This window comes from Pseudobdellovibrionaceae bacterium (assembly GCA_020635075.1).
Classification (GTDB): domain Bacteria; phylum Bdellovibrionota; class Bdellovibrionia; order Bdellovibrionales; family UBA1609; genus JADZEO01.
On sequence record JACKAM010000001.1, the window covers coordinates 2,181,477 to 2,202,315 of the forward strand.

Genomic DNA, 20,839 nt, shown 5'->3' on the forward strand with positions numbered 1-20,839 from the left:
GGTAATTCCACGGCCCTCGCAGCGCTTCCAGTATTGGAACTCCCCCCTTTCTCCCTATAGAATTCCCGCTCTTGGGGCAAAACCACACTTATTCAGACAGCTTCGGCTGAAGAAAGGAACTCTCTATGTTGCGAAGTCTAATTGCGACTGCCTGTTTGTCTCTGATTATGGCCGGATGGGCCCACGCCGATGTGATTGATCCCATTGGTGACGAAAACTTGGGCTACATCAAAGTGGACCTCCCGCCAAACTCCACAGCGAACCCAGCCGGGATCAAGTTAGTGTTGATTCATAAATCCACCAACAAAGCAGAGGCGACTCTCAGTCTTGGAGTTTCCGCACGAGTTCTGAAAGGGACCAAGTGCCTACAGCTTAAAACCCCAAAATATACCCACAGCAACTGCTCCATTCAGGTCAAAGCCAAGGAGACGACGCAGGTCACTCTCGGCCATTTGACCGCTTATTTACGCCCCGAACTCTATCAAATCGGCTTTGGTGAATACCCTCACGTATTGAACAACCAGAAAGCCGGAACCAACTTGTTTAACATGCCTGAGGACTTCAAGGACTTTGCTATCCCCGATGATCTGGTCTTTTCAGTAGACGTTCCCGGCAGCACAGAATCCTTCGGGTTCCTTCGGCGCGAGAGAGCTCTCGGCGAGGGCGAGATTGCTTCGATGGATTTGTCACCCTCGAACGAACCCCGCTCCTCCCTAACTTACTCCTTTGCCAAGCAGCCGGCATTTCCTGACGCTGAAATCCCCTGTAAATATCCAACAAAGGCTTTTCTGGTTGAGCGGGATGGCAAGTACCGAGCAAACATTGAGCGCAGCGGGATTTTTACCCCTCATCCCTATGACTTTAGATCAAATGTTAAGAACATTGAGAATTGGAAAGTACTACCCATTGACTACAGTTCCAGCTATGGGATCCGCCAATACAGAAGCCTTCGCCCGGGTCAAACGATTCGCTACTACACGAAGCGCTCCACCGAAACTCAGTACGATCTGGTCATTAACAACATTCCACACCAGTTTCATTTGATGCCCGGACAGACTCTGTCAGTTGAGATGCCACGTCTCGATATCAACCACGTTTTGGTCACTCGTGAAGATGGCAGCACTTACTATCAGGCTGGCACCTATCGTGTTCAGTATCGTGATGACGAATCCAAAAAGTGGCAGGAGCTTAAGCTCACCCGCTACAATGGAAGTGCTACTAGCTGCGGATCGAGCTACGCTCAAATGTCAGACTTTCCCACTAAAACAGGCTTAGATGTTCCGCCTAAACTCTATCGTGTGACTGTGACCTACACCACTCGTGAGGGCTCTCAGCAGTATGTGACTGAAGTGGATATGCGCGGAGATACGCCAAACTCTAATTTAGTTGAGCCCGTTCTCTTCTAAAAAATCAAAATGACCGTTGATACCTTTGCGCCACATTTTTCCAAATGTGGCGTTTTTTTTTGGAACTGCGAGATGAAATCCCGACAACGAAGTAGATGAGCCCTTTTCACCTATCACATCATTAGGCCGGTCAAAAGGGTTCAGATACGAGGCGGAGGGGTTTCAGCGAGAGGAATCGTACTAAGATGTACGTTGGAGCGAGGTGAAATCCCGACAACGAAGTAGATGAGCCCTTTTCACCGGCCTATCATGTTTTGCTGGAAACTAAGTAGAAGGTCAGGCTGACGAAAAACAAGGCCATTCCGCCGAAAGCAAATGTGAGAAGATTTTCCCAACCACCAAAGCCCGCCTCATGGAGCACCCAATATCCTAGGACTATAAAGACACCGAGAACAAAGAAGAGATTTTGCTTCCACAGGCCGTAACGGTACACGATCTTGCGGTCGACTTCTTCCTGATTGCCACCTTGAAGCAGAGCAAAGGAAGGATACTTGTCCCGCCAAAAGGCGAATTCATCGGGGGGCGGTTCATGACCTGGATTGCGCATGGACTTCCACAGGGACTCATGTCCTGCGGCCTGTCTCACTCCATTGCGTAATGGAGATGTGCCCAAAAACAAATAGGCCGTTCGGCCTCTTTCGCCGTAGGGCCCTTCGACCCAAAAACTGTGACTGCCTTCTTCGCGAAATAAGCGAAAGGCGTAGCCATTTCGGCGCTTCACCGCCAGCTGGTTTAGGCGGATTCCTTTTTGACGGATATAGGCGAGGGAGTAGGCCTTTCCCTCTTCAAAGTCAGATTGTACCCAAGAAGCTCGTGACATGCCTCAAAATGGAGCAATCCAGGGGCCAAACCAATTCACTCTCATCTCAAAACAGCCTTAATCTCAGGGGGTTACCCTGTCTACGGCCTAGTCATGTGTGAGGATGAAATGGCCCTCCTGTGCCTTTTTGGGCGCCTGTCAGCCCCGCCTAATACCACATCAAGTACTTGATATTACTATTATTATAATTTTGACATCATGCATCACTGATGATAAAAGGAGCGGTCGAAATAGAACAAAACTACCTAACCCGATCCCCGAGGTTTTCATGTCACGTAGTCTGACCCTGACGGCCCTAGGTGCCCTGGCTATATCCCTTTTTCTTGTTTTCTCAACCCAAGCCCATGCCCGAGACATTCACTATGATGTCTCTGGAAAAGCTGGAAGCGACGGCCGTGATGGCGGCGACGGATATAGTGGCTCGGACGGGAGCGATGGTACTGATGGCTCAGATGGCACATCTGCTGGTTCATTAGATATTGAAATTGGATTTGTTCCCGGAACCAATGGTCAGCAGGTTTTTGTTCGCGGCCGGGCCAAGAAAACTCCCCAGTCTGGGTGGAGTCAAATCAACGACGTCTACCCAACCGAAGAAATTGGCAAAATCGCCTTCACAGCTGACGGGGGCAAGGGCGGTGATGGCGGTAAAGGTGGAGACGGAGGCGATGGATCTGACGGCCGCGATGGTAGTGATGGTAGCTCCTTCGGTTTTAACCTTGATGGCGACGACGGCTCCGACGGCGAAGACGGTGGTGACGGGGGTAATGGTGGCGATGGTGGAAATGCTGGTGATGCAGGCGTTATTGTTGTTCGCTTGTCAAAAGGCTCTGAACTCTTGATTCCTCACATCTACGTGAGTGCCGTACCCGGCAAGGCTGGCCAGGGTGGAAGTGGCGGTGATGGCGGCCGGGGCGGTGATGGTGGTCGTGGAGGCAGTGCTGGCTGTGACTACGCTGGTACCAGTCTGGATATAACCCCAAGACTTGGCCACTGTGGCTCCTCTGGATCGAGCGGCTCTGATGGGCGCAGTGGCTCTTCTGGAAGCAGCGGACGTGACGGTTCATCAGGCCGAGCGGGATCTGCAGACTTTGTAACTGCTGATGGCGGCCCCACCAATCGCCGCTATGTTTTGGGGATTGTTTCCATGGATGCCGTGGAAGCATTTGCGGACGGAATATACGAAGCTCATGAACAAGTAGAAATCCGCAGCCTCACCATCATCAATCGAGGCAATGGCCCCGTCCCCAGCGCTCGATATAGCTTTGGCTTTAGAGACGGAAAATTCTACCAAATTGACATGCCTCAGTTTGCGCCTGGCGAAACCAAGGAGGTTCCTCTCAACCCTCCGATGAAGTTTGTAGCAGCTCGCCTGTCTTCCGGGCTTCCAGTTGCTCTGTTCTTAAATCACCTTCGCACACCTCTTGGAGCGTCACCCGAGATCTCCTCGCGAGTGCCTATCGATAGTGGAAGAATTAATGGCCCCATTCTAACGTCATCAAATTCTCAAGGCACAGTTCGCCTTTCAGTGGCAAACATTAGCCGCATGAGCTACGGGATCGACGGAGAAGCCAAAAGGGCCGTGAGAGTGCGTCTAAAAACTGATGCCTCGAAAAAAGATCAATTCAAATTCCAAGTAAACGACAAATGGTATGATGGGACCGAAGAAGCTTTGGTGGATATCAAACACATCCCGGCAGGGGATTCCACCACATTGGAGATTCCCGTCAAGGCCGGAGACCTCCTTAAATTGGGATCACAAGTGACTATTCAAGCCGAAGTCTATCTACAAAACGATCAGCGCATGGATCTCCTGGGAGCGATGAAGTCCACTATCCCCTTTACTCTCGATCCTGCCGCTCAGATCAACTTCTATCAAGTGGTGAAGTCCTTTGGACTTTACTGCAATTTCCCCGAGAGAACAATCAGTGGCCACACACTATCCAAGCTATGGATCAAGAAGGCCGCCAATTCCAATAAGGTGACCATTCAGTATGATCTCAGAGTGAGTTTTACCAAATCACCTGTTTATGAGGTGGAATTGGATTCGATTGGCTTCATTCTACACAAGCTCATGACGGAGCAAAAGCTTTCGCAAAAAGATGTTCAGCAAGTCCTCAACGAAGTCATTGAGCCCAAGACCCATAGACGTAGATGGTATTCTGACGAAGGATACAACTCCACCTGGGACCTTGATGAATGTAAACCAAAGGCTAAGTCTGAATCAGATCCCATCATGCCAATGGGAGCCTAAAGGAATTTACTGAAGGGCCTGAAGCCCTTCAGTCACTCTCGCTAAGAGAAAGCGACTTCTCTTTGTCATCAGATTTCTTTGCCCATCGACCTCTGCCAGGTGGGCCGCAGACTTCAATGCTTCAGGGAGCAGCTCCGCTGAGGGAGCATGTACTTTGGGCTCGGCCGGCTCACCCAAGAGTCGACGAAAGCTAAGAACCTCATAAACCACAAAGAGCCCATGATAAGCCAGGTGAAAGGGGCGAGGCCGCTTGAGAATAGCCGAATAGACCTGGGAATCAGAAAGTACAAGAGCGTCCCAATTATCAAAGTGCATTTCCAAATAGGCATCAAGAAATAACAACTGGTGAGTGAGTTCATGAAGCAAAAACTCCTGCCAGTCCTTACCTTCCCAATGCTCATTCTCCCCCACCCAAATCACGCCAAGAGCCGAGGCCAGAGAACCTCCTCCATAACCTTCGCTAGCTTGAAAGAACAATGTGTGTACAACGACATCAAAGATCTTGGCCAAATCAGGCTCAAGGACCTTCCAGCCACTCAAGGAACGAATAATCTTACTTTCAATCTGATTTTGAATCCGCGGCTCCATGGGACGGGCTTTGAGCGCCTCAAAATTCCCACCATTTTCCTTGCTGTACAGATTGAGTAAGGCTTTGGTGCGAGCCTCATCGGTGCAAAACAAGGGAAGGTCTGCCTCTGGCAGAGGATTGTCCAGCTGGACCATGCGATAAAAGTCGACCAGGTCTCTGCGGAGACTGGTCTGTGAATCCCAACTTGATCGTTCATGGGGCATCTCCGCCAGTCGGGAAATGACCTTCCAGACTGCCTCTTTGCCCATTAGAAAATACACTGCAACTCTCCCTCTAAATCCTAGAAGGGCAATGTAGATCAGAATCACAGTCAATAAAACTAATTTATTGAGGTGGGGCAGGATTTCCCGCCATTTACTTTGATGCGTCGTTACTTACAATCGTAAAGCCGCTTCATTTTGCAGAGAACTTTCACGCGGTTCGAGACCCGCTGGAAAATATCCTCGTGGGGCTGGCCGATCTCGGACTTGCCGGTATTCAATCCTGCAAGACCACGGCGTTTTGGGTCTTTTTCTCCTCCAGGGAGATATTTCTTAAGGTTGAACTTATTAAAGGGGTTCGCATCCCTCTTGCCGCCACCGAGGCTTGATGGTCCGCGATAGCCGCCGCGAGAGTCCACAGGGACTCCACTTACAGAATAACCGCCGCCACCACCAACACCTTTTAAGATGTCAGTATCGTAGCCGCCACCTTGACCGCCACCACCTTGGCCTCCGCCACCGAAGGGAAAGCCCCCTCCGCCGCCACCTGAGCCACCGGTAAAGCCGCCACCGTTTTGTGGAACTGCATTGGCTCTCGCGGCCTGTCCCATGCCGTCACCAAAAACAGCGTTTTGTTTTTGTGCATCAACAGTCGGAACATTCAAGTCACTGCCATCTACTTTGCGTGTTCCAAAGTCCGCCTGGCTAAACCCACTGCCACTTCCCCGATTGACCTGTTGGCCACCGTTTAAGCCTCGGCAAAGTGGATCGTACTGGGCCGCTGGTCCACGACACTTCACACAAATGGGATTAGACGCATTCACCGGATCATTACAGTCGCCGTTAAAGACTGGCTGCTGGTCAATATCAGGAAAGCCTGTGTTTTGTGCCGTAGCGGCCTTCTCACACATCTCGGCAAACTTACTGGCCGCGGCACTTTGTACGGCCTGCTGGCCCATAGCGGCCACATTGGCATTGTAGCTGGTACAGCGCTCACGACGACCGTTTGCTGTCGCCAGCACTGATTGATAGTTGCTCTTCCAACTGGCAGGACAGCGCTGGCCCTGGCCATTGTTTTGGCGCCAAACGGTTTCTAGATTGTCACAGTCGCGAAGAACTTGTTTGTATTTGTTTTCCACTTGTTCACAACGATCTTCACAGGTGCCCTTTTCAGTAAAACACTTAGCACCTAAGGCCGTGTTGGCCACGGCTCCACCTTGACCAAGAGCTTTCATCAGTTGGCAGTTTTTGGCAATGCCATCGGGATCATTGCCGTTACCACTCATGGCATAAATGCCAAGTGCACCCATTGCTAGTGAGCCAACTGCAGCCACTGAGCCTGCACTCGGACCACTCAGGCCTGAAACACATTGAATGGGATCATTACAACAAATCCGCGCTTTGTTCTGCGAGTCTTCACAGTAGTCTCGGTCACTATTGACTTCAGCTTCCTGGGGAAATCCCGCCGGAGGACCTTCGCCCACCTGCTGCTGCCCGTTCTCCTGATCTTCAGGGTTTTGCGCCTGACTGGTCGCTGGACGCCCATCGGCTCCACACTTAGGAATTCCTGTTTGCTGAAGAGCCGTGTTGCCCTCTGGATAACATGTGGGCTTTCCATCAGCATCACACAGTGGGGACGCCGCACCCGCCTGCCTCACATCGTTCACACATCCTGCCGCTGCTCCCGCGCCCGGATTGGCTGGATCCGTTTTTGCCGGATCCGCCGTCCGAGCTGCCGTGGCAGGTCGACCATTTCCATTTTTCTGATCAAGAGCCGCATCGCAAGCCACGCCAGGTTCACAACTCTCCGAATTGCCAACGCCTAGAGTCTCTCTTGTCGGAGAGCTCGCCTCTGGCCAGAACTCCCATTCTCCTGGGCAATTGCCGACACCGAGTCGAGACTCACAAGGCCCAACTGTGGAACGGTAGTAATTCACATTATGGTCGGTCAGGCGAAACATAGACTGACTGCCCCCTTGGTTCCTGTCTTCTAGGGAGTCCGTCCGCACACACCACATTTCGCCTGAACTATCTGCTGCCTGACTAAACCCATTTGGGCAGGTGGCCGCTCCAGCAAAATCCGTGATCAAAAATAAAGCGGCAAGAAAGGTAAGAAATCGAAACCCGCGACAAGTCAGGTCCATAGAAAAAAACATAAGCTATCCCACCCTTAACGTATTTTGGGCCAAGCTCTATATTGAGCCCGCCAGCCAAAACACTTATCGACAGAATAGACGCCTCACTTTAGGACAAAAGTCCTGAAAAGAGACTGTGTAAGTGGCTGAATTTACTTAAAGATTGTCCTGGCCTGAAACAGCACTCGGTTAGTTCCGCCCAAACCGGCGCCTGAACTCCAAAAAGTGGTCGTAAATAGTCTGCCCATCTATGGCGAAATTGTAGCGCCTATTGATGTCAAACTTTCCAAAGTGATTGGCATCTCCACCTGGAAAGGTAGAAGTATGGATTCCAGCGAAATGGGGTACTCCATCAACAAGAAGAGCAAGCGAAGAACCTGAGGCCACCCCATTGGTGTCCCCATCATGAATCATCATCCCTGGCTTATCAGCCAAATAGTGAGAGGGGTTATTGGGTGTCTCATAAATTTTAAATGGCCTACAGTTCTTTTGAACCACCCAGCCCTTATCCATTTGGAATCCAACTGTCATCACGACATTGGGGACTGCATTTCGATTAAATCGCTTGAAGGGAAGAGGCTTTACCCATTTGTCAGCTGGAACTCTCTGCCTCCGACTCTTAATCTCATACCCTTTTGCGTCTGTGGGACCAACGAACTCACCCGGGCGCTCCTTTAGCTTAATAAACGCATAGTCCTTTTCGTCATCAGTTCGTTCATCGCTATTCCCAAACTCGACTTCTTCAATCTCGTAGTGCCTAAACTCATACTCAACGGTTGGGTCCTTTCTTAACTGCCTCGGCACCCAAACCTTAACTGAGTACCTCATTCCTCTTGCCTCACTTGGAGAAAGTCTTCTCCCAGAATAATAGTCCCGAAAGCCATGAGCACTCGCTATGACGACGTCTCCATCTCCAACAAGGTGCCCCGTACTCTGGCAGGGCTTCCCTTGGTGGTTTTGACAGGCCTTGGCTGGGGGACCAACATAGAAAAGAGCACCTACCCCATAAAACATCTTATCCACATCACTTGCTCGCGAAGAGTAGTCCAGCGGACAACGACTGTCTTCACCCATGATTGCCGCAGGGATCACGCGGCCAAATTGTTCCAGGTTTTTTATTAGGCCCGGGCTGTTGTCACAGTCCCAGCCGGAGGCTCCTGAACCATCTGCAGGCTCAGTCCAACGCAGAACTGGTTTAATGAGTTGACCACCAAATTGTGAAAAAGAAGATTCAGAACCAACAATGTAATCGCCAGGAGGAAGCTGGCGACCAGAGACTCTTTTGCCGCCTTGAGCTTCTGCTAAAGAAGAGAACAAAACAAAGCCAACACAGCCAATGAGGAAAACCAAAACGCCCTTAAGCAGGAAATGCTGAACAGGACTGGCGAAATATTTTACTTTGATCGTCATGTTGATTTCGTCTTTCTTTAGGGTCAGGACCCATTTGGCCAAAAATTCTCTCTTATCTCGGGCACTTAATACCGAAAATCAGAGCGAAAATCATGCCAAAATAAACAAAAAATCCTGACCACATCAAGATCGCTGTTTGCTCAAAATTATCGGGTTTTTTCGCGGGCTTTTGGATTTTGGCGAAAAATGTCGAATAACTCGACAGGCCCAAAGCCTGCCAAACCCTGGAAAACCTTTCAAAAAGCGGCACCAAATTGAACCTGGGCCTCACCAGGCCCAGGTGAATCTCAAAACTCAGTTGTCGCCCCAGTTATTGGGGTTCTCATCGGTACAGATCTGTTGGCGCAGATCCGAATGGTCGCAAGAGCGCACCCACTTGTCCTCAAAGTCATAGCCATTGGAGCAGGATACGCCAGGAACTCTCACCCACTCGGAGCAGCCATTGGCGAAATCACTGGGGTGAGTCCCCTCTTTCACACAGACTTTTTGTTTGTCGTCCTTGTGAAAACACTGACGAACGAAGATATCGCCGCTTTTCCCGGCGAAGATGCAACTGTAGCCGTCTTTGAGCTTCCAGTCTGTACAATAACTCTCCGCCGCCTGAGCCACACTGCTCATCAGAACCCAGGCCAATACAACATGAACCACACTTTTCATGTGAATCTCCCCATTGTTAGCCCCGGTAATCCATATTTGTAATTGGACCAATCATTACCATCCAATGAGTGACTAGAAACCAACGACCTGTAATTTGCAAGTATTTCACCCCCGAGGAAAGTCACTCCCCTTGGGGCTTTGCGACAAGATGCTCGGCTATCTTCTCAGCTAAAATCTGATTGGCGTAGCCAGAAGGGTGCCCCTCGATGGGGATGTAGAGCTGATCTTGGGGAATTCCCTTAAAAGCATCACGCAAATCTAGAAATTGAATTCCGTAGTCGCCCAAACAAAAGGTCACATCCATGGCATAGGACCAAGGGTAGATCACCAGCAAAAACTCAGCTTGTTCAAAATGAGCAGATACCCGATCACGAATCTCAGCAATCAATCGACAAGACCAGCGCAAGTCCTTTTCAGTCACGTGAAATGGCCAATCAATCTGATACTTAGTGCGGATAAAGGTTTTATTAAAAAACTTTTTTAACAAATTTCGAATGGGGAATTTCTTTTGCAAAAACCAGTCACGTACGATCTTGCCGTCCTGCTCTTTGAAGTAAGGTACTCCTCCGATCCAATCCACCGACTGAAGGCCGCCAACTAAGCGATCAACGTGAAACGAAGGAAAAAGATAAATGATCTTTCCCTTCCGCTGAGGAATTTGCTCACCAAAGGGAATCAAATCCGCTTGGGCCATCACATTGCCCAAGCCATAGCCATTTACTGCATAGTTGTAGGTCTTATATTGAGGTAACTTCTCCCCCAAGCGATACTCCAAGGTCTGCTCATCGGGTAAGCCCTCACCCACCATAAAGGACCCACCAAAAAACAGCAGAAATTCATCCTTGGCTTTTCCATTAGCAGGTGGCCCATCTTTTTCCTCGTGCTGCACAACTCGACGACCATACTGATCAATCGTGAGATGAAAATCATAGACCACCTGATCGCCGATTTTTCTCACCACATGGGATTTGACGTTGGGGATGAACTTCCATCCAAATTCATCGGAGTTGGAGTCATAAAAGGCCTCTGAGACATCGTCTTTGATCTTGGCATGGCGACGATCCATATCGGATTGTCCGAAAAACCACTGAATGGCGACCAATGCCAGCACCACTACCGCACAGCCAATGCCGACAGCCACTAGGTTCGCAATCCAATTTTTCTCTGTCGGTCCACTCATTGACGTTCTGCCTCTAAGATCATTCACCATGTTAATTGCAGCATTCACTTGAGGTCAGCCCAAAAACCAATCGCGGAAGCGCCGCTTCCTCTGCACTTGTTGCCTAATTGGGGTCAATCGGAAAGGATAGATAAAACACCAAGGGGCCTGCCATGATGGATTTTAGAGAAATTCAACAGATTTTACCTCACATTCACCGCGATTCAGCAGGGCATGAGGCCGCCTGGTACGTGACTGAAGTTTTGGCTGACTACATCCAAAAAAACGCCAAACCCGGAATGAAGACCTTGGAAACCGGTGCCGGCATCAGCACCGTTTTGTTTGCCCAAGCCGAAACGGACCACACTTCAGTTGTGGCCAGCCAGGGGGAAGTCGATCGCATTCTCAACTTTTGTGAAGACAAAGGGTTTCCCACCAAGGGATTGAAGTTTCTGGTCGGCATGTCTGAGCTTGTCTTGCCCCAATCTTGTCCCAAGGATTTGGACTTTGTGTTGATTGATGGCGGACACGGCTTTCCCACGCCTTTTATTGACTGGTACTACAGCCAAAGAATGCTCAAAGTGGGCGGCACAATGGCGGTCGACGACACGCAAATCTGGACGGGAGCCACCCTAAGCCGCTTCCTTGATGGCGAACCCAACTGGCGCCGCATCGACAAGTGGCCTTACCGAGCGGCGGTCTATGAAAAGGCCGGCGAAGGCAGTGAGTTTATGGACTGGTACAACCAGCCCTACGTTCACCGCCGCAGCCTCACTAACCCGAAAATCAACCACTACTTATCCGAGTGGAGTTCCAAGTTCGTTAAATTTAAAAACGACTACCCCACTCATGTGGAAAACCTGGTGAATCAAGTGATCCCAGGCGCAACCAAACATCACCCCAACATCAAGCGAGTCCTGAAGAAGTTCTTTTAGTATCGGCGAGGAAAGCTGGCACAGACATTCGTCACCCTTTCACGGGTCGGATGTGCGCCTCAATCCATCTGGCGATGGTTTCGATATCGACCTTGCCTCTAATCACCTGTTCAATCAAGAATTCCTCGCCATTGTCAGGCTCAACCACCAATCGATAGCCATTCATTCTTAAAAAGATTGCTGTCAGAGCAAAGGAAACACGCTTATTGCCATCAACAAATGAGTGGTTTTGCGCCAAGCTCTGCATCAGGGCCGCCGCCTGCAGAGAAAGCGACTGATAGTACCCGGTCTGTGGCCGCCCAAGTGCACTCTGTAAAAGCCCCAGGTCACGAACCCCACCCTTTCCGCCAAATCTTTGCAACAAATGGTGATGAAGTTCTAATGCCTCTTCTAAAGTTGGATATAGGGTGGTCTTCATCCAGAATTACTTCGCCAGTCGCTTTAACAGTTCTTCATTGTCCTTTAGCACTTCATCCATGGCTGACAAGAACACCGGTCGCACCCGAGACTTGGCCAAGTACTCAACGACGGCTTCATTGACCACACTGGAGATGCTACGCCCGGTCTCAGCGGCATAGGATTTGAGGTCCTCCAGAGTCTCTTCATCGATTTGGGTGGCAAACTTCTTAGGCTTCATAACCTTGATTTTTCATGAAAATTCATGAAAAATCAAGGCAATCTTATAAGTAACTAAAATTACTTATCTATTAAAGAGCTTCTACCTGCTTCATGACCTCTTCAGTCGGCGCATGGGTCAGCTCTTTATTGATGGTGGCTTTGACCACTTTAGCCGTCCCTGTCGAGAGTTTGGCGCGCAGATCGCCCAAGAACTTAGGAGGCGCAATGATCACTAGCTCTTCAAACTTCTTGGCCGTTCTCGCCTGATCCAAATACTCAGCAACCTCTTTGGCAAACTGCTGAGACAGCTGGTGCTCCACGTCCACCTCTCCGGCCGATGTGTGCTTGTGCGTCTGGGTGTAGTTCTTGCGGGTCGGTCTTTCAGTGGTGAATTCATGGATCTTGTCCTGCCCCTCTGGGAAGGCCAGGCAAGTTTTAAAGTCTAAGCCCTTATGAAGATGCAGATATGAAAACACTTTGGCTTGGCTCTCATCAGCTACGACCACCCAAGTTAACTTCTCCAGCATGGCTTATCCTCCTCTGGTCTACGTTTCCGGCAATCTACCAGACTTTTTCCCAAAAGGTACCGGGTTCCCACGGGTGCGGCCCCGCGCCACGCTGGAATTCAACAATTCTAAAGGCTTTTGAGCTTCTCCCAATTTTCCATAAGAATGGGCTTCCACTTCGTGAACCTCTCCTGGGTCCTAATGTCCCAATTGGGATTCAAGGGCTCTGAGTGTACCTTCACAGACTGTTCGATTTCATAGAACATCTGATCCCGATGTTTGGTTTCAAGTGTGGACCATACTTCGACTGGGCATACGACCACCCCGTCATCGCCTTCCTTGCATCCCCAACGCTTTAGAACTCGCTCAGCTTGGTGATAAGCGCGGGTATGCAGGGGTATGAATTTCTGTTGGCTTTCTGATTCCGACTCAAAAATTCGGACGGCCTCCGCTATCGCACTTCGCATCACCACGTACATGGCCTCCCGGTCGGCTACCCATCGATCAATGCTGCTCAATGCTTGCTCGACCATTTTGACCTCGGTCTCGGGTTTCCCTTGAACATTGACGACCATCCACTGGGTCAACTCCGAATGCAGACGATCAAACATCTTCCATTTTGCAGAGTACCGAGTTTCAAACAGCCATGCCCAGCCTAAGCAATACACTTCAATCTTTTCAAGGCTTCCTTCAAGGATGCAGTTCTTCTCCTTTAGCCAAGCCAAATCCAGATCCGACACGGATCGAAGCGGGTTGACCTCCTTATAGGCATCGAGCCCTCGCGCCTTCATTCCATATTCCTTGCCCGACAGAACAGCGGCCAAAGCCTCCCCGGTCACGTTAGCAAAAATGCCCTGGCCCTCGGCCTCATTTTTCAGTCCATCAAGGCCTTGGCCCCTAGCCCTTTCAAGCTCAGCCAGTCTCTCATTGTGTTCTCTCTTTAGTTTCGCACTCTCATCCTCGGGCGGAGATCCGCATCCAAGCAGAAGACCCGTTGTAGCAACCACACATATAAATGATATTAGTTTCATCGTTTTCATAATATTCTCGCTTTAAATTTACCTACCATTTTGAACTCCCGCCTCGATTGCACGATCTGTGCCCGTAACTTTATCGAAAGTCGCCTCGGAGATTGCTGTTGAGGACGCGTTTGTCCGAAAACTCGGACCGGATTCCGAGACTTCGGAATCGGTCTTGCCCGGCCTTCACATCACTCACACCAGATAAATCCCCGAAAGTCTTGGTTTTGAAATTTCTACTGCGTGGAATTCAACCACCCGTTCGGTGGCCCCGGCCTTGCTCAATGGCCCAATTACAAACTGATGGAACGGAGGTTCTCCAGATGAAATCAAACAGATTTATACCGGTACATTTACCAATATTGACCTTTATCGCCATATCCTTGGCAACCCCAACTGGAGCTGTGGCAAAAACACCGAAGTGGCTGAAACGGATTAATCGTACAGTTATTGATGCCGGTAAAACCATTGAAAAGGGCATTCAAAATGGTGGCAAAACGATCGAAGATGTGGCCCATGGGGCCGGTGATCTCGCCGACCAGATCGGTCGCGACATCGGCGATGCAACTAGAGGCGCCGCCGATGCCGCCGCTGATGTGGTGACCGCTGGAGGCCACGGTCGTAAGCGGGACGAAGAGAAAGCCCGAGACAAAAAGGCTCAGGAAGAAGCCGCAGCAGCTGCGGCAGAAAAGCACGCCCAAGAGCTCGCAGCAAAAAACAAAGAATTTGTAGAGGCAAAACTCCAGCACAACCGGGATTTGGAGACCCTCGCATCCGTTTTATCCACGGGTATCAACTATGTTGGTAAATTCAAGGACCAGGTTTATCAGCAAATCGAATTTCTCCAGCTCACCAAGCGAGAAACCGAACGCACCACGACTGATCTTAGCCTTCTTCAATCTGCCTATGAGGAAATCCTCGCCCAACTTCAATCCGAGACTAAAGATCCTGCCGGAATTGACGATCCCAATCACACTCCCGGGTACCAGCAAGCCCTCAAGAGCACTGTTGATGAACTCGGTGGCTCGATTCTCAATAACCAAACCCGACTACGGGATATCCTCTCGCGGCTTAATGTCACTGAACTTAGAGACCTATACGAGCAAGCGGAGATCAAACTGATAGAGCTCACCCAGCTTCGACCCTCTATCGAAACCCGCATCGAACAAAACAAGCAAGAGATCGCAGCCCATGGTGGGTAAAACCAATTCGCTGCTAAAACTGGTATTGCTGCCGCTGATCCTCGTTTTGAGCCTTGTTCTCCCTCAAGGAGCAGGGGCCTCGATCGAGTCGAAGATCGCCACCAGCTATAGCAACCAGTTTTTGCATATCAAGCTCAACTCTTACATTGAGACTTACCTCAATAGGGTTGGGCAAACTGGAACGACTTCGGCCGTCCCCCATTTAGGGACACATGTGGTCCGCGGGATCAGCTTTATCTTGGCAGGCTATCATCTGACCCAGGGCAAAACTGACCGGGATCGCTTTTGGGGAACACTTCATTTGGGTGGGGTCGTCCACCCAGCTTTGGGGCTTTATGTAATGGGGGCTCAACTGAGTGAGCTGGCACTGGGAATCGGACATAGGAAGAAAATGATGAAATACAATCAAGCAATCATGGCGGCCATCGAGACACAAATGAGGCTCGAACGAGAAAGACTGGAAGCCTTTGGTCGCATTTATCAGTATCACCTTCAGGGGCTCCACTCCGCCAGCCAAAAACTCGAAGAAGCAGGCCGGGTGCTCTCTCAATCTCCGATGACTCAAGATGGATTCTCGAATGATCCAAAACAACTCGAAGAGTGGTTGACCACTGTGCAAGTCTTTCTCGTGCAATCAAGGATTGTGGTTTCTCATCTAAAAGCCCTTCACTCCTACCAGTGCACCGAGATCAGCCAAATCTTTGGCCCCCTCCCCATTGATCCTCAGCAAATGATCATTGAGATTAGCCAAAGCCAATCGGCATTGACCGAGATGTATGACGAAACCCTCAAATCCTACGGAAAGCTTTTGGCTTCAATTGCCCTTGACGAGCTCTCATCGAAGGATGCGCCAGATCCCGAGTACGAACTCTGCCATCGAAAGCGAATGTACCTAAAAGTCCACCTCATCAAAAAGGTTGGCGAGTTCCGCCGCCGAGGACCTTCTTTGTCTTTGTTAGATCGAGATGACCTCTATGCCGGAATCGAATCGATGAGGTCCGACCTTTTGACCCTTCAACCCGTATGCGATGTCAACAATCGGGATCAAGACCTACTCGACCTTTTGGATTACGTCGAAGAGCGCCTCTACGATGAGACCAAGCCCGATGGAGGTCCCAACCATGAGATTCACTGAATCAATTCTGCAGGCACTCAAGCAAGGCCTGCGCTTGGTGCTTTGCCTGCAGCTGGCATTGACCATCCCTTTGGCCCGAGCCGAAGAACCTCTGGAGCTGCTCTACACCCGAGCTATCGGCAGTGATCTCACTCAGTTTTTAGCGGGCCTTGATGTTGGTAGTCGGTTTTTTCACGATCAAGATGGTATGGTTTACGAGGCGACTCTTATTAGTAAATCCATCCTCCCGGATGGCACTCCCTATTTTGATGTGAGCCTATCGAACCCCGGCCAGGCCGAGCTCTCAGCGTCTGGTAATGGTTCAGGCACAGGGCCCATGCCCGATGGGAACGGTTTAGGCACGGGATCTATGCCCGAAGGTGGTACAAGTAACAACGGATCAGGGGGATTTGGCGGCGATCTCATCAACGCCGGCATTGCCTCAGGTGCTGCCATCGGCGGCATTCTTATCACCGAGTTCTCAGGACTCGCTGATGCCCAGGCCGAATACGAAAGGAACATGGGCGAACTGCGCGGACGAATCAACGAGCACCGCGAAGCTATTCAGAATCTGATTGGTCAGATCAGCGAAGACCAGCTCCGAGCAGGAGTCGCCCTCACCCGCACCCAAGAGGTTCTTAAAGAAGTCGACCCACAGGCCTTGGCCGAAAGAGTGAGGGCCGCTCTTATAGCTCGCCACCAAGGCTGGCAAAGCTCTCCATATACACTTAGGTCTTTTGAATTCACCTCTCATGATCCTGAGTTTTTAGGGCGCGCCCTCCCTCTGCGTGATCAATTGAGCGAGGCTAACATTCACGCCCCAGGCCAAGCACTCGCCTACAATGTGGGCCAGGCTTCGCTCAGGGCAGCTGATCAAGCCTCAGTCCAAGGCGAAAAACACCTCACCCAAGAGCTTCTTGACCTAGCCACAGTGGCTGCCGATGTCCTGGTCGGTTGGGACCCCTTTACGGGTTACGCCCGAAGTTTTACCGAGTTCTTCAGTGGCCGCAACATCATCACCGGAGAAGAGCTAAACAGTATCGACCGAACTCTCGCTGGCTTCACCTTGATGACCGGTGTACCCAATAAACCTCTAAGACTGACCTTCAGAGCCTTGTCAAAGGCCACTCAGCATTTGCCTGTCATCTCCACACGCCTTGCCGCCACTCTCAATCGCATGAAGTGGGCTCTTGGTAAAAAAGAGTCACTGCCATTTGCCCCAGGAGCCATCCAGCACATCTGGAAGGGCGAATTTTCCCTCACCCGCACCTCGCTTAAAATTCGCGGAGGCATGCACACCCATCACGGGCTCAAACATTTCCTGGCCGAAAACGAGCGTCTTGGGTTAAAGTATATTTTTAGGGACGTCACCAAGTTCCCAACCATCAACCAGGAAGCCGGCGTGATCTTAAGACAAACTCTCCCCAATGGTGTGACCAGACTACAGTTTCCTCGGGAGGCGTTTAGCCGGCAGGGTTGGAAAACCATTCGCCTCCCAGATTCCCCAACTCTACATCACGGGATCAAATCTGTTTTCCCTCTAGGTTTTGATCTTTCGGATTTGTCCAAGTTGGCGAATCTAACGAAGCCGATTCCAAATATTGGCAACGGCCACATATCATACGTTGGTGGAATCAGAGTCAAAATATCGACCAATAAACTTGGACATATAAGTACCGCTTACCCAGAGTAGGCGCTGGAGTTTTAAATGAGCTTGAGTTTAGCGATAGATTGGTTTGAAAGGGTTTGGGCCGAATTCAAGGCTAGTGAAGATCAAAATGAAGATGGTATTCCCTATACTATTGATAAGGAATTGGAGGAAACACCGCTTTTGGTGAATAGGATAATTGACGAGTTTGTTCGCGAAGAGGACCACCATTTCAAACGCATCCTCGCCTCCCTCATCGTCTACCACACCCCCTACACCCCCGCCATTGAATGGCTCAGGGACAACTCGGATTGGACCAAAGAGGATTTCGCTGAGTTCGGCATTAATATCGACGACTACAAGGATTAGTAAGCAGCTAACCCTTCACCAGCTGCCTGTTTTTTCACTGAAAACTCGTCTACTTGCACCGCCCATCCACAGCCTAGTTGACATTTTGTATATACAGTATATACTGTGTAGATGACGACGGTGTTGAGCACAAGGCATCTAAAGTTCAAGATCAACGAGAATGACCACAATCCGCCCCATGTTCACATCGAAGGCGGGGGTGCTTCAGTGCGGATCAACCTCAACACTCTCGAAGTAATGGACAGTGAGACTGGATTTTCAAAGAGTACTCTGAAGAAGATCATTGCGGCCGTCACTGACCTTCAAGACTACCTACTTGATGAATGGAGAGAGCGCCATGACTAAGAAAATTAAGACTGGAACTGTTGAAATTCCTGATGCGGAGTTCGATGAAAGCAACATGACCGCCCATATTTCCATCCGGCTTCCTCTCTCCTTGGTGAAGGACCTCAAAAGACTCAGTCTAACCGACGAATACCAAGGCAAATACCAGGTATTAATGAGAGAAATCCTGACCCAATGGACTGAGTCTCAAAAGGCTCCTAAGAAAAAGTCCATCAAAAGGAAAACTAGGGTGTCCTAAAAGACCCTACTTGCAGTCGTAAAGCCGCTTCATTTTGCAGAGAACTTTCACACGGTTTGACACCCGCTGGAAAATATCCTCGTGGGGCTGGCCAATCTCGGACTTGCCCGTGTTCAGTCCCGCAAGGCCACGCCGTTTCGGGTCTTTTTCACCACCTGGAAGGTAGTTTTTAAGATTAAACTTGTTAAAGGGATTCGGGTCGCGCCCGCCACCGCCAAAGCTCGATGGACCACGGTAACCACCCTGGGATTCAACGGGAACACCACTCACCGTGTAGCCACCGCCACCACCAACACCCTTCATAATGTCAGTATCGTAACCACCACCTTCACCGCCCCCTCCTTGGCCGCCACCAAAGGGAAAGCCCCCTCCGCCGCCACCTGAGCCGCCGGTAAAACCGCCACCGTTTTGTGGAACGGCATTGGCTCTTGCTGCCGATCCCATGCCGTCACCAAAAACAGCGTTTTGTTTTTGCGCATCAACAGTCGGAACATTCAAGTCACTGCCATCCACTTTGCGAGTGCCAAAGTCCGCCTGGCTAAACCCACTGCCACTTCCGCGATTGACCTGTTGGCCACCGTTCAAGCCTCGGCAAAGAGGATCGTACTGAGCCGCGGGTCCACGACATTTCACACAAATGGGATTAGATGCATTCACCGGATCATTACAGTCGCCGTTAAAGACCGGCTGCTGATCAATATCAGGGAATCCTGTGTTTTGTGCCGTCGCGGCCTTCTCGCACATCTCGGCAAACTTACTGGCCGCTGCACTTTGTACGGCCTGCTGACCCATCGCCGCCACATTGGCATTGTAGCTGGTACAGCGCTCACGACGACCATTGGCTGTCGCCAGCACTGATTGATAATTACCCTTCCAACTGGCAGGGCAGCGCTGGCCTTGGCCATTGTTCGCCCGCCAAACAGTATCTAGCTGATCGCAATCACGAAGGACTTGCTTATATTTGTTCTCCACCTTGCCACAACGATCTTCGCAGCTGCCTTTCTCAGTAAAGCACTTGGCTCCAAGGGCTGTGTTAGCAACCGCTCCACCCATACCGAGTTTTTTCATAAGTTCGCAGTTCTTGGCAATGCCGTCTGGATCATTGCCGTTACCACTCATGGCATAAACACCAAGAGCACCCATGGCCAGTGATCCAACGGCTGCCACCGAGCCCGCACTCGGACCACTTAAGCCCGAGACACATTGAATGGGATCATTACAACAGATCCGCGCCTTGTTCTGCGAGTCTTCACAGTAGTCACGGTCACTGTTCACTTCAGCTTCCTGGGGAAACCCAGCTGGAGGACCTTCGCCCACCTGCTGTTGCCCTGGTTGCTGTTCATCAGGATTTCTCGCCTGACTCGTCTCAGGTCGCCCATCAGCTCCACACTTAGGAATCCCTGACTGCTGAAGGGCCGTATTACCCTCTGGATAACAAGTGGGCTTTCCATCGGCGTCACACAAGGGAGAACCGGCACTGGCCTGCCTGACATCGTTCACACAAGAAGCTGTCGCCGCACCATTTCCCGGAGCCGCCGGATCCCCTGCCGCAGGATCTCCCACCGGCCTTGCCGCCGGCATTGGCGCCGCAATCGGCGCTGCCTTTTGGTTATCTGCACCATTGGGGCAGGCCATCCCAAATCGGCAATTAGCGTTACCACTACCGTCAACCTCTCCGGTCCTGGCTCCGCCAAACCGATCCCATTCAATAGGATCGGGAAACTGTACCTCATCCCATCCCACTCCATACCCAGACAGATTTTCGTAGTTCTCATTGTAGTGGACTACATTTGAGGTACTTAGTTTAAAGGAGGGGGTAAACGAACCATCTGGGTGGCGCTTTCCGCAGTGATTCAAATGCCTGTCGAACTCATAGGGACAGTGAAGACCCGGATCACCCTCTTCGGCCCAAGTCATGGGGGCCACCAAAAATGAGGTCGCCACAAGTAAACACACGGATTTCCAGGAAAACTCGGAAACAAGCTTCATATTTGTCCCACCCTTATTTGGGCCACGGCAGATATCCTGGCCCAAAGTCTTATCGACTGAGGGGACGCCTCACTTTAGAACAATCAGTGAACCAACTGCATTTAGTGAGTAATCAGCTTTTTCCGAATCAATTGCTGCCAAAGTGTTGCTCAAACAGGTTGTTGATTGACTTGGATTCACCGGGAAAGGTTTCTTCTACTGCGAACTCAAAAGCCCTAGGACTCTTCCG

Annotated in this window: 20 protein-coding genes; 9 read left to right on the forward strand and 11 right to left on the reverse strand. The window is 50.6% G+C overall.

The features are described from left to right. The first annotated feature begins 125 nt into the window (after nt 1-125). Nucleotides 126-1,406 (forward strand): hypothetical protein, encoded by a 1,281-nt coding sequence (locus tag H6624_09360; protein MCB9084542.1) that lies wholly within the window; start codon nt 126-128, stop codon nt 1,404-1,406. A gap of 247 nt (nt 1,407-1,653) precedes the next feature. Here the strand turns inward: H6624_09360 and H6624_09365 are convergent, their stop codons facing one another. Continuing rightward, nucleotides 1,654-2,226, reverse strand: coding sequence for a hypothetical protein (locus H6624_09365; protein MCB9084543.1), 573 nt, complete (start codon nt 2,224-2,226; stop codon nt 1,654-1,656). Between the two features lie 268 nt (nt 2,227-2,494). On the opposite strand from H6624_09365, the gene H6624_09370 reads away from it, so the two are divergent. Beyond that, nucleotides 2,495-4,477, forward strand: a complete 1,983-nt coding sequence (locus tag H6624_09370; GenBank protein ID MCB9084544.1) for a hypothetical protein — start codon at nt 2,495-2,497, stop codon at nt 4,475-4,477. A 6-nt stretch (nt 4,478-4,483) separates the two neighbouring features. Here H6624_09370 and H6624_09375 read toward each other — a convergent pair whose 3' ends face one another. From H6624_09375 to H6624_09395, 5 genes are all read right to left on the reverse strand, one after another. Further along, nucleotides 4,484-5,326, reverse strand: coding sequence for a hypothetical protein (locus H6624_09375; protein ID MCB9084545.1), 843 nt, complete (start codon nt 5,324-5,326; stop codon nt 4,484-4,486). 110 nt (nt 5,327-5,436) lie between these two features. Beyond that, nucleotides 5,437-7,422, reverse strand: a complete 1,986-nt coding sequence (locus tag H6624_09380; GenBank protein ID MCB9084546.1) for a hypothetical protein — start codon at nt 7,420-7,422, stop codon at nt 5,437-5,439. Nucleotides 7,423-7,590: 168 nt separating this feature from the next. After that, complete coding sequence (locus H6624_09385) at nt 7,591-8,853, reverse strand: hypothetical protein (protein ID MCB9084547.1); 1,263 nt, start codon at nt 8,851-8,853, stop codon at nt 7,591-7,593. 252 nt (nt 8,854-9,105) lie between these two features. Further along, on the reverse strand, nt 9,106-9,468 hold the full coding sequence (locus H6624_09390; GenBank protein MCB9084548.1) for a hypothetical protein: 363 nt from the start codon (nt 9,466-9,468) through the stop codon (nt 9,106-9,108). Between the two features lie 121 nt (nt 9,469-9,589). After that, nucleotides 9,590-10,648, reverse strand: a complete 1,059-nt coding sequence (locus H6624_09395) for a hypothetical protein (GenBank protein ID MCB9084549.1) — start codon at nt 10,646-10,648, stop codon at nt 9,590-9,592. Between the two features lie 152 nt (nt 10,649-10,800). On the opposite strand from H6624_09395, the gene H6624_09400 reads away from it, so the two are divergent. Then, complete coding sequence (locus tag H6624_09400) at nt 10,801-11,562, forward strand: hypothetical protein (GenBank protein MCB9084550.1); 762 nt, start codon at nt 10,801-10,803, stop codon at nt 11,560-11,562. Nucleotides 11,563-11,593: 31 nt separating this feature from the next. On the opposite strand, the gene H6624_09405 is transcribed toward H6624_09400, so the two are convergent. The 4 genes from H6624_09405 to H6624_09420 form a co-directional block, all read right to left on the reverse strand. Next, on the reverse strand, nt 11,594-11,980 hold the full coding sequence (locus H6624_09405) for a type II toxin-antitoxin system death-on-curing family toxin (protein ID MCB9084551.1): 387 nt from the start codon (nt 11,978-11,980) through the stop codon (nt 11,594-11,596). A gap of 6 nt (nt 11,981-11,986) precedes the next feature. After that, the gene (locus tag H6624_09410; protein ID MCB9084552.1) at nt 11,987-12,199 is read right to left on the reverse strand and encodes a hypothetical protein; all 213 of its coding nucleotides are present in this window, start codon (nt 12,197-12,199) and stop codon (nt 11,987-11,989) included. 70 nt (nt 12,200-12,269) lie between these two features. After that, nucleotides 12,270-12,707 carry a host attachment protein gene (locus H6624_09415; GenBank protein MCB9084553.1) on the reverse strand — a complete coding sequence of 146 codons (438 nt, stop codon included), beginning with the start codon at nt 12,705-12,707 and terminating at the stop codon, nt 12,270-12,272. A 107-nt stretch (nt 12,708-12,814) separates the two neighbouring features. Beyond that, the gene (locus tag H6624_09420; protein MCB9084554.1) at nt 12,815-13,726 is read right to left on the reverse strand and encodes a hypothetical protein; all 912 of its coding nucleotides are present in this window, start codon (nt 13,724-13,726) and stop codon (nt 12,815-12,817) included. A 302-nt stretch (nt 13,727-14,028) separates the two neighbouring features. On the opposite strand from H6624_09420, the gene H6624_09425 reads away from it, so the two are divergent. The 6 genes from H6624_09425 (at nt 14,029) to H6624_09450 (ending at nt 18,621) form a co-directional block, all read left to right on the forward strand. After that, a complete protein-coding gene (locus tag H6624_09425) occupies nt 14,029-14,907 on the forward strand; it encodes a hypothetical protein (GenBank protein ID MCB9084555.1) in 879 nt (292 codons plus the stop codon). After that, nucleotides 14,897-16,042, forward strand: a complete 1,146-nt coding sequence (locus H6624_09430; protein ID MCB9084556.1) for a hypothetical protein — start codon at nt 14,897-14,899, stop codon at nt 16,040-16,042. Before H6624_09425 ends, H6624_09430 begins: the two co-directional genes overlap by 11 nt. Further along, the gene (locus H6624_09435; GenBank protein ID MCB9084557.1) at nt 16,029-17,714 is read left to right on the forward strand and encodes a hypothetical protein; all 1,686 of its coding nucleotides are present in this window, start codon (nt 16,029-16,031) and stop codon (nt 17,712-17,714) included. The genes H6624_09430 and H6624_09435 overlap by 14 nt, the downstream gene beginning before the upstream one ends. Nucleotides 17,715-17,729: 15 nt before the next feature. Continuing rightward, a complete protein-coding gene (locus H6624_09440) occupies nt 17,730-18,038 on the forward strand; it encodes a hypothetical protein (protein MCB9084558.1) in 309 nt (102 codons plus the stop codon). 120 nt (nt 18,039-18,158) lie between these two features. Further along, nucleotides 18,159-18,383: a DUF4160 domain-containing protein gene (locus tag H6624_09445; GenBank protein MCB9084559.1), complete on the forward strand. Its 225-nt coding sequence runs from the start codon at nt 18,159-18,161 to the stop codon at nt 18,381-18,383. After that, nucleotides 18,376-18,621 carry a hypothetical protein gene (locus H6624_09450; GenBank protein MCB9084560.1) on the forward strand — a complete coding sequence of 82 codons (246 nt, stop codon included), beginning with the start codon at nt 18,376-18,378 and terminating at the stop codon, nt 18,619-18,621. The genes H6624_09445 and H6624_09450 overlap by 8 nt, the downstream gene beginning before the upstream one ends. 6 nt (nt 18,622-18,627) lie before the next feature. Here the strand turns inward: H6624_09450 and H6624_09455 are convergent, their stop codons facing one another. Next, a complete protein-coding gene (locus tag H6624_09455) occupies nt 18,628-20,610 on the reverse strand; it encodes a hypothetical protein (GenBank protein ID MCB9084561.1) in 1,983 nt (660 codons plus the stop codon). Nucleotides 20,611-20,839 lie beyond the last annotated feature (229 nt).

Coding starts and splice junctions, on each gene's coding strand:
- H6624_09440 (MCB9084558.1), top strand. CDS start 17,730: ATGAGCTTGAGTTTAGCGATAGATTGGTTTGAAAGGGTTTGGGCCGAA.
- H6624_09400 (MCB9084550.1), top strand. CDS start 10,801: ATGATGGATTTTAGAGAAATTCAACAGATTTTACCTCACATTCACCGC.
- H6624_09390 (MCB9084548.1), bottom strand. CDS start 9,468: ATGAAAAGTGTGGTTCATGTTGTATTGGCCTGGGTTCTGATGAGCAGT.
- H6624_09365 (MCB9084543.1), bottom strand. CDS start 2,226: ATGTCACGAGCTTCTTGGGTACAATCTGACTTTGAAGAGGGAAAGGCC.
- H6624_09360 (MCB9084542.1), top strand. CDS start 126: ATGTTGCGAAGTCTAATTGCGACTGCCTGTTTGTCTCTGATTATGGCC.
- H6624_09415 (MCB9084553.1), bottom strand. CDS start 12,707: ATGCTGGAGAAGTTAACTTGGGTGGTCGTAGCTGATGAGAGCCAAGCC.
- H6624_09420 (MCB9084554.1), bottom strand. CDS start 13,726: ATGAAAACGATGAAACTAATATCATTTATATGTGTGGTTGCTACAACG.
- H6624_09380 (MCB9084546.1), bottom strand. CDS start 7,422: ATGTTTTTTTCTATGGACCTGACTTGTCGCGGGTTTCGATTTCTTACC.
- H6624_09455 (MCB9084561.1), bottom strand. CDS start 20,610: ATGAAGCTTGTTTCCGAGTTTTCCTGGAAATCCGTGTGTTTACTTGTG.
- H6624_09425 (MCB9084555.1), top strand. CDS start 14,029: ATGAAATCAAACAGATTTATACCGGTACATTTACCAATATTGACCTTT.
- H6624_09430 (MCB9084556.1), top strand. CDS start 14,897: ATGGTGGGTAAAACCAATTCGCTGCTAAAACTGGTATTGCTGCCGCTG.
- H6624_09405 (MCB9084551.1), bottom strand. CDS start 11,980: ATGAAGACCACCCTATATCCAACTTTAGAAGAGGCATTAGAACTTCAT.
- H6624_09450 (MCB9084560.1), top strand. CDS start 18,376: ATGACTAAGAAAATTAAGACTGGAACTGTTGAAATTCCTGATGCGGAG.
- H6624_09410 (MCB9084552.1), bottom strand. CDS start 12,199: ATGAAGCCTAAGAAGTTTGCCACCCAAATCGATGAAGAGACTCTGGAG.
- H6624_09435 (MCB9084557.1), top strand. CDS start 16,029: ATGAGATTCACTGAATCAATTCTGCAGGCACTCAAGCAAGGCCTGCGC.
- H6624_09370 (MCB9084544.1), top strand. CDS start 2,495: ATGTCACGTAGTCTGACCCTGACGGCCCTAGGTGCCCTGGCTATATCC.
- H6624_09395 (MCB9084549.1), bottom strand. CDS start 10,648: ATGAGTGGACCGACAGAGAAAAATTGGATTGCGAACCTAGTGGCTGTC.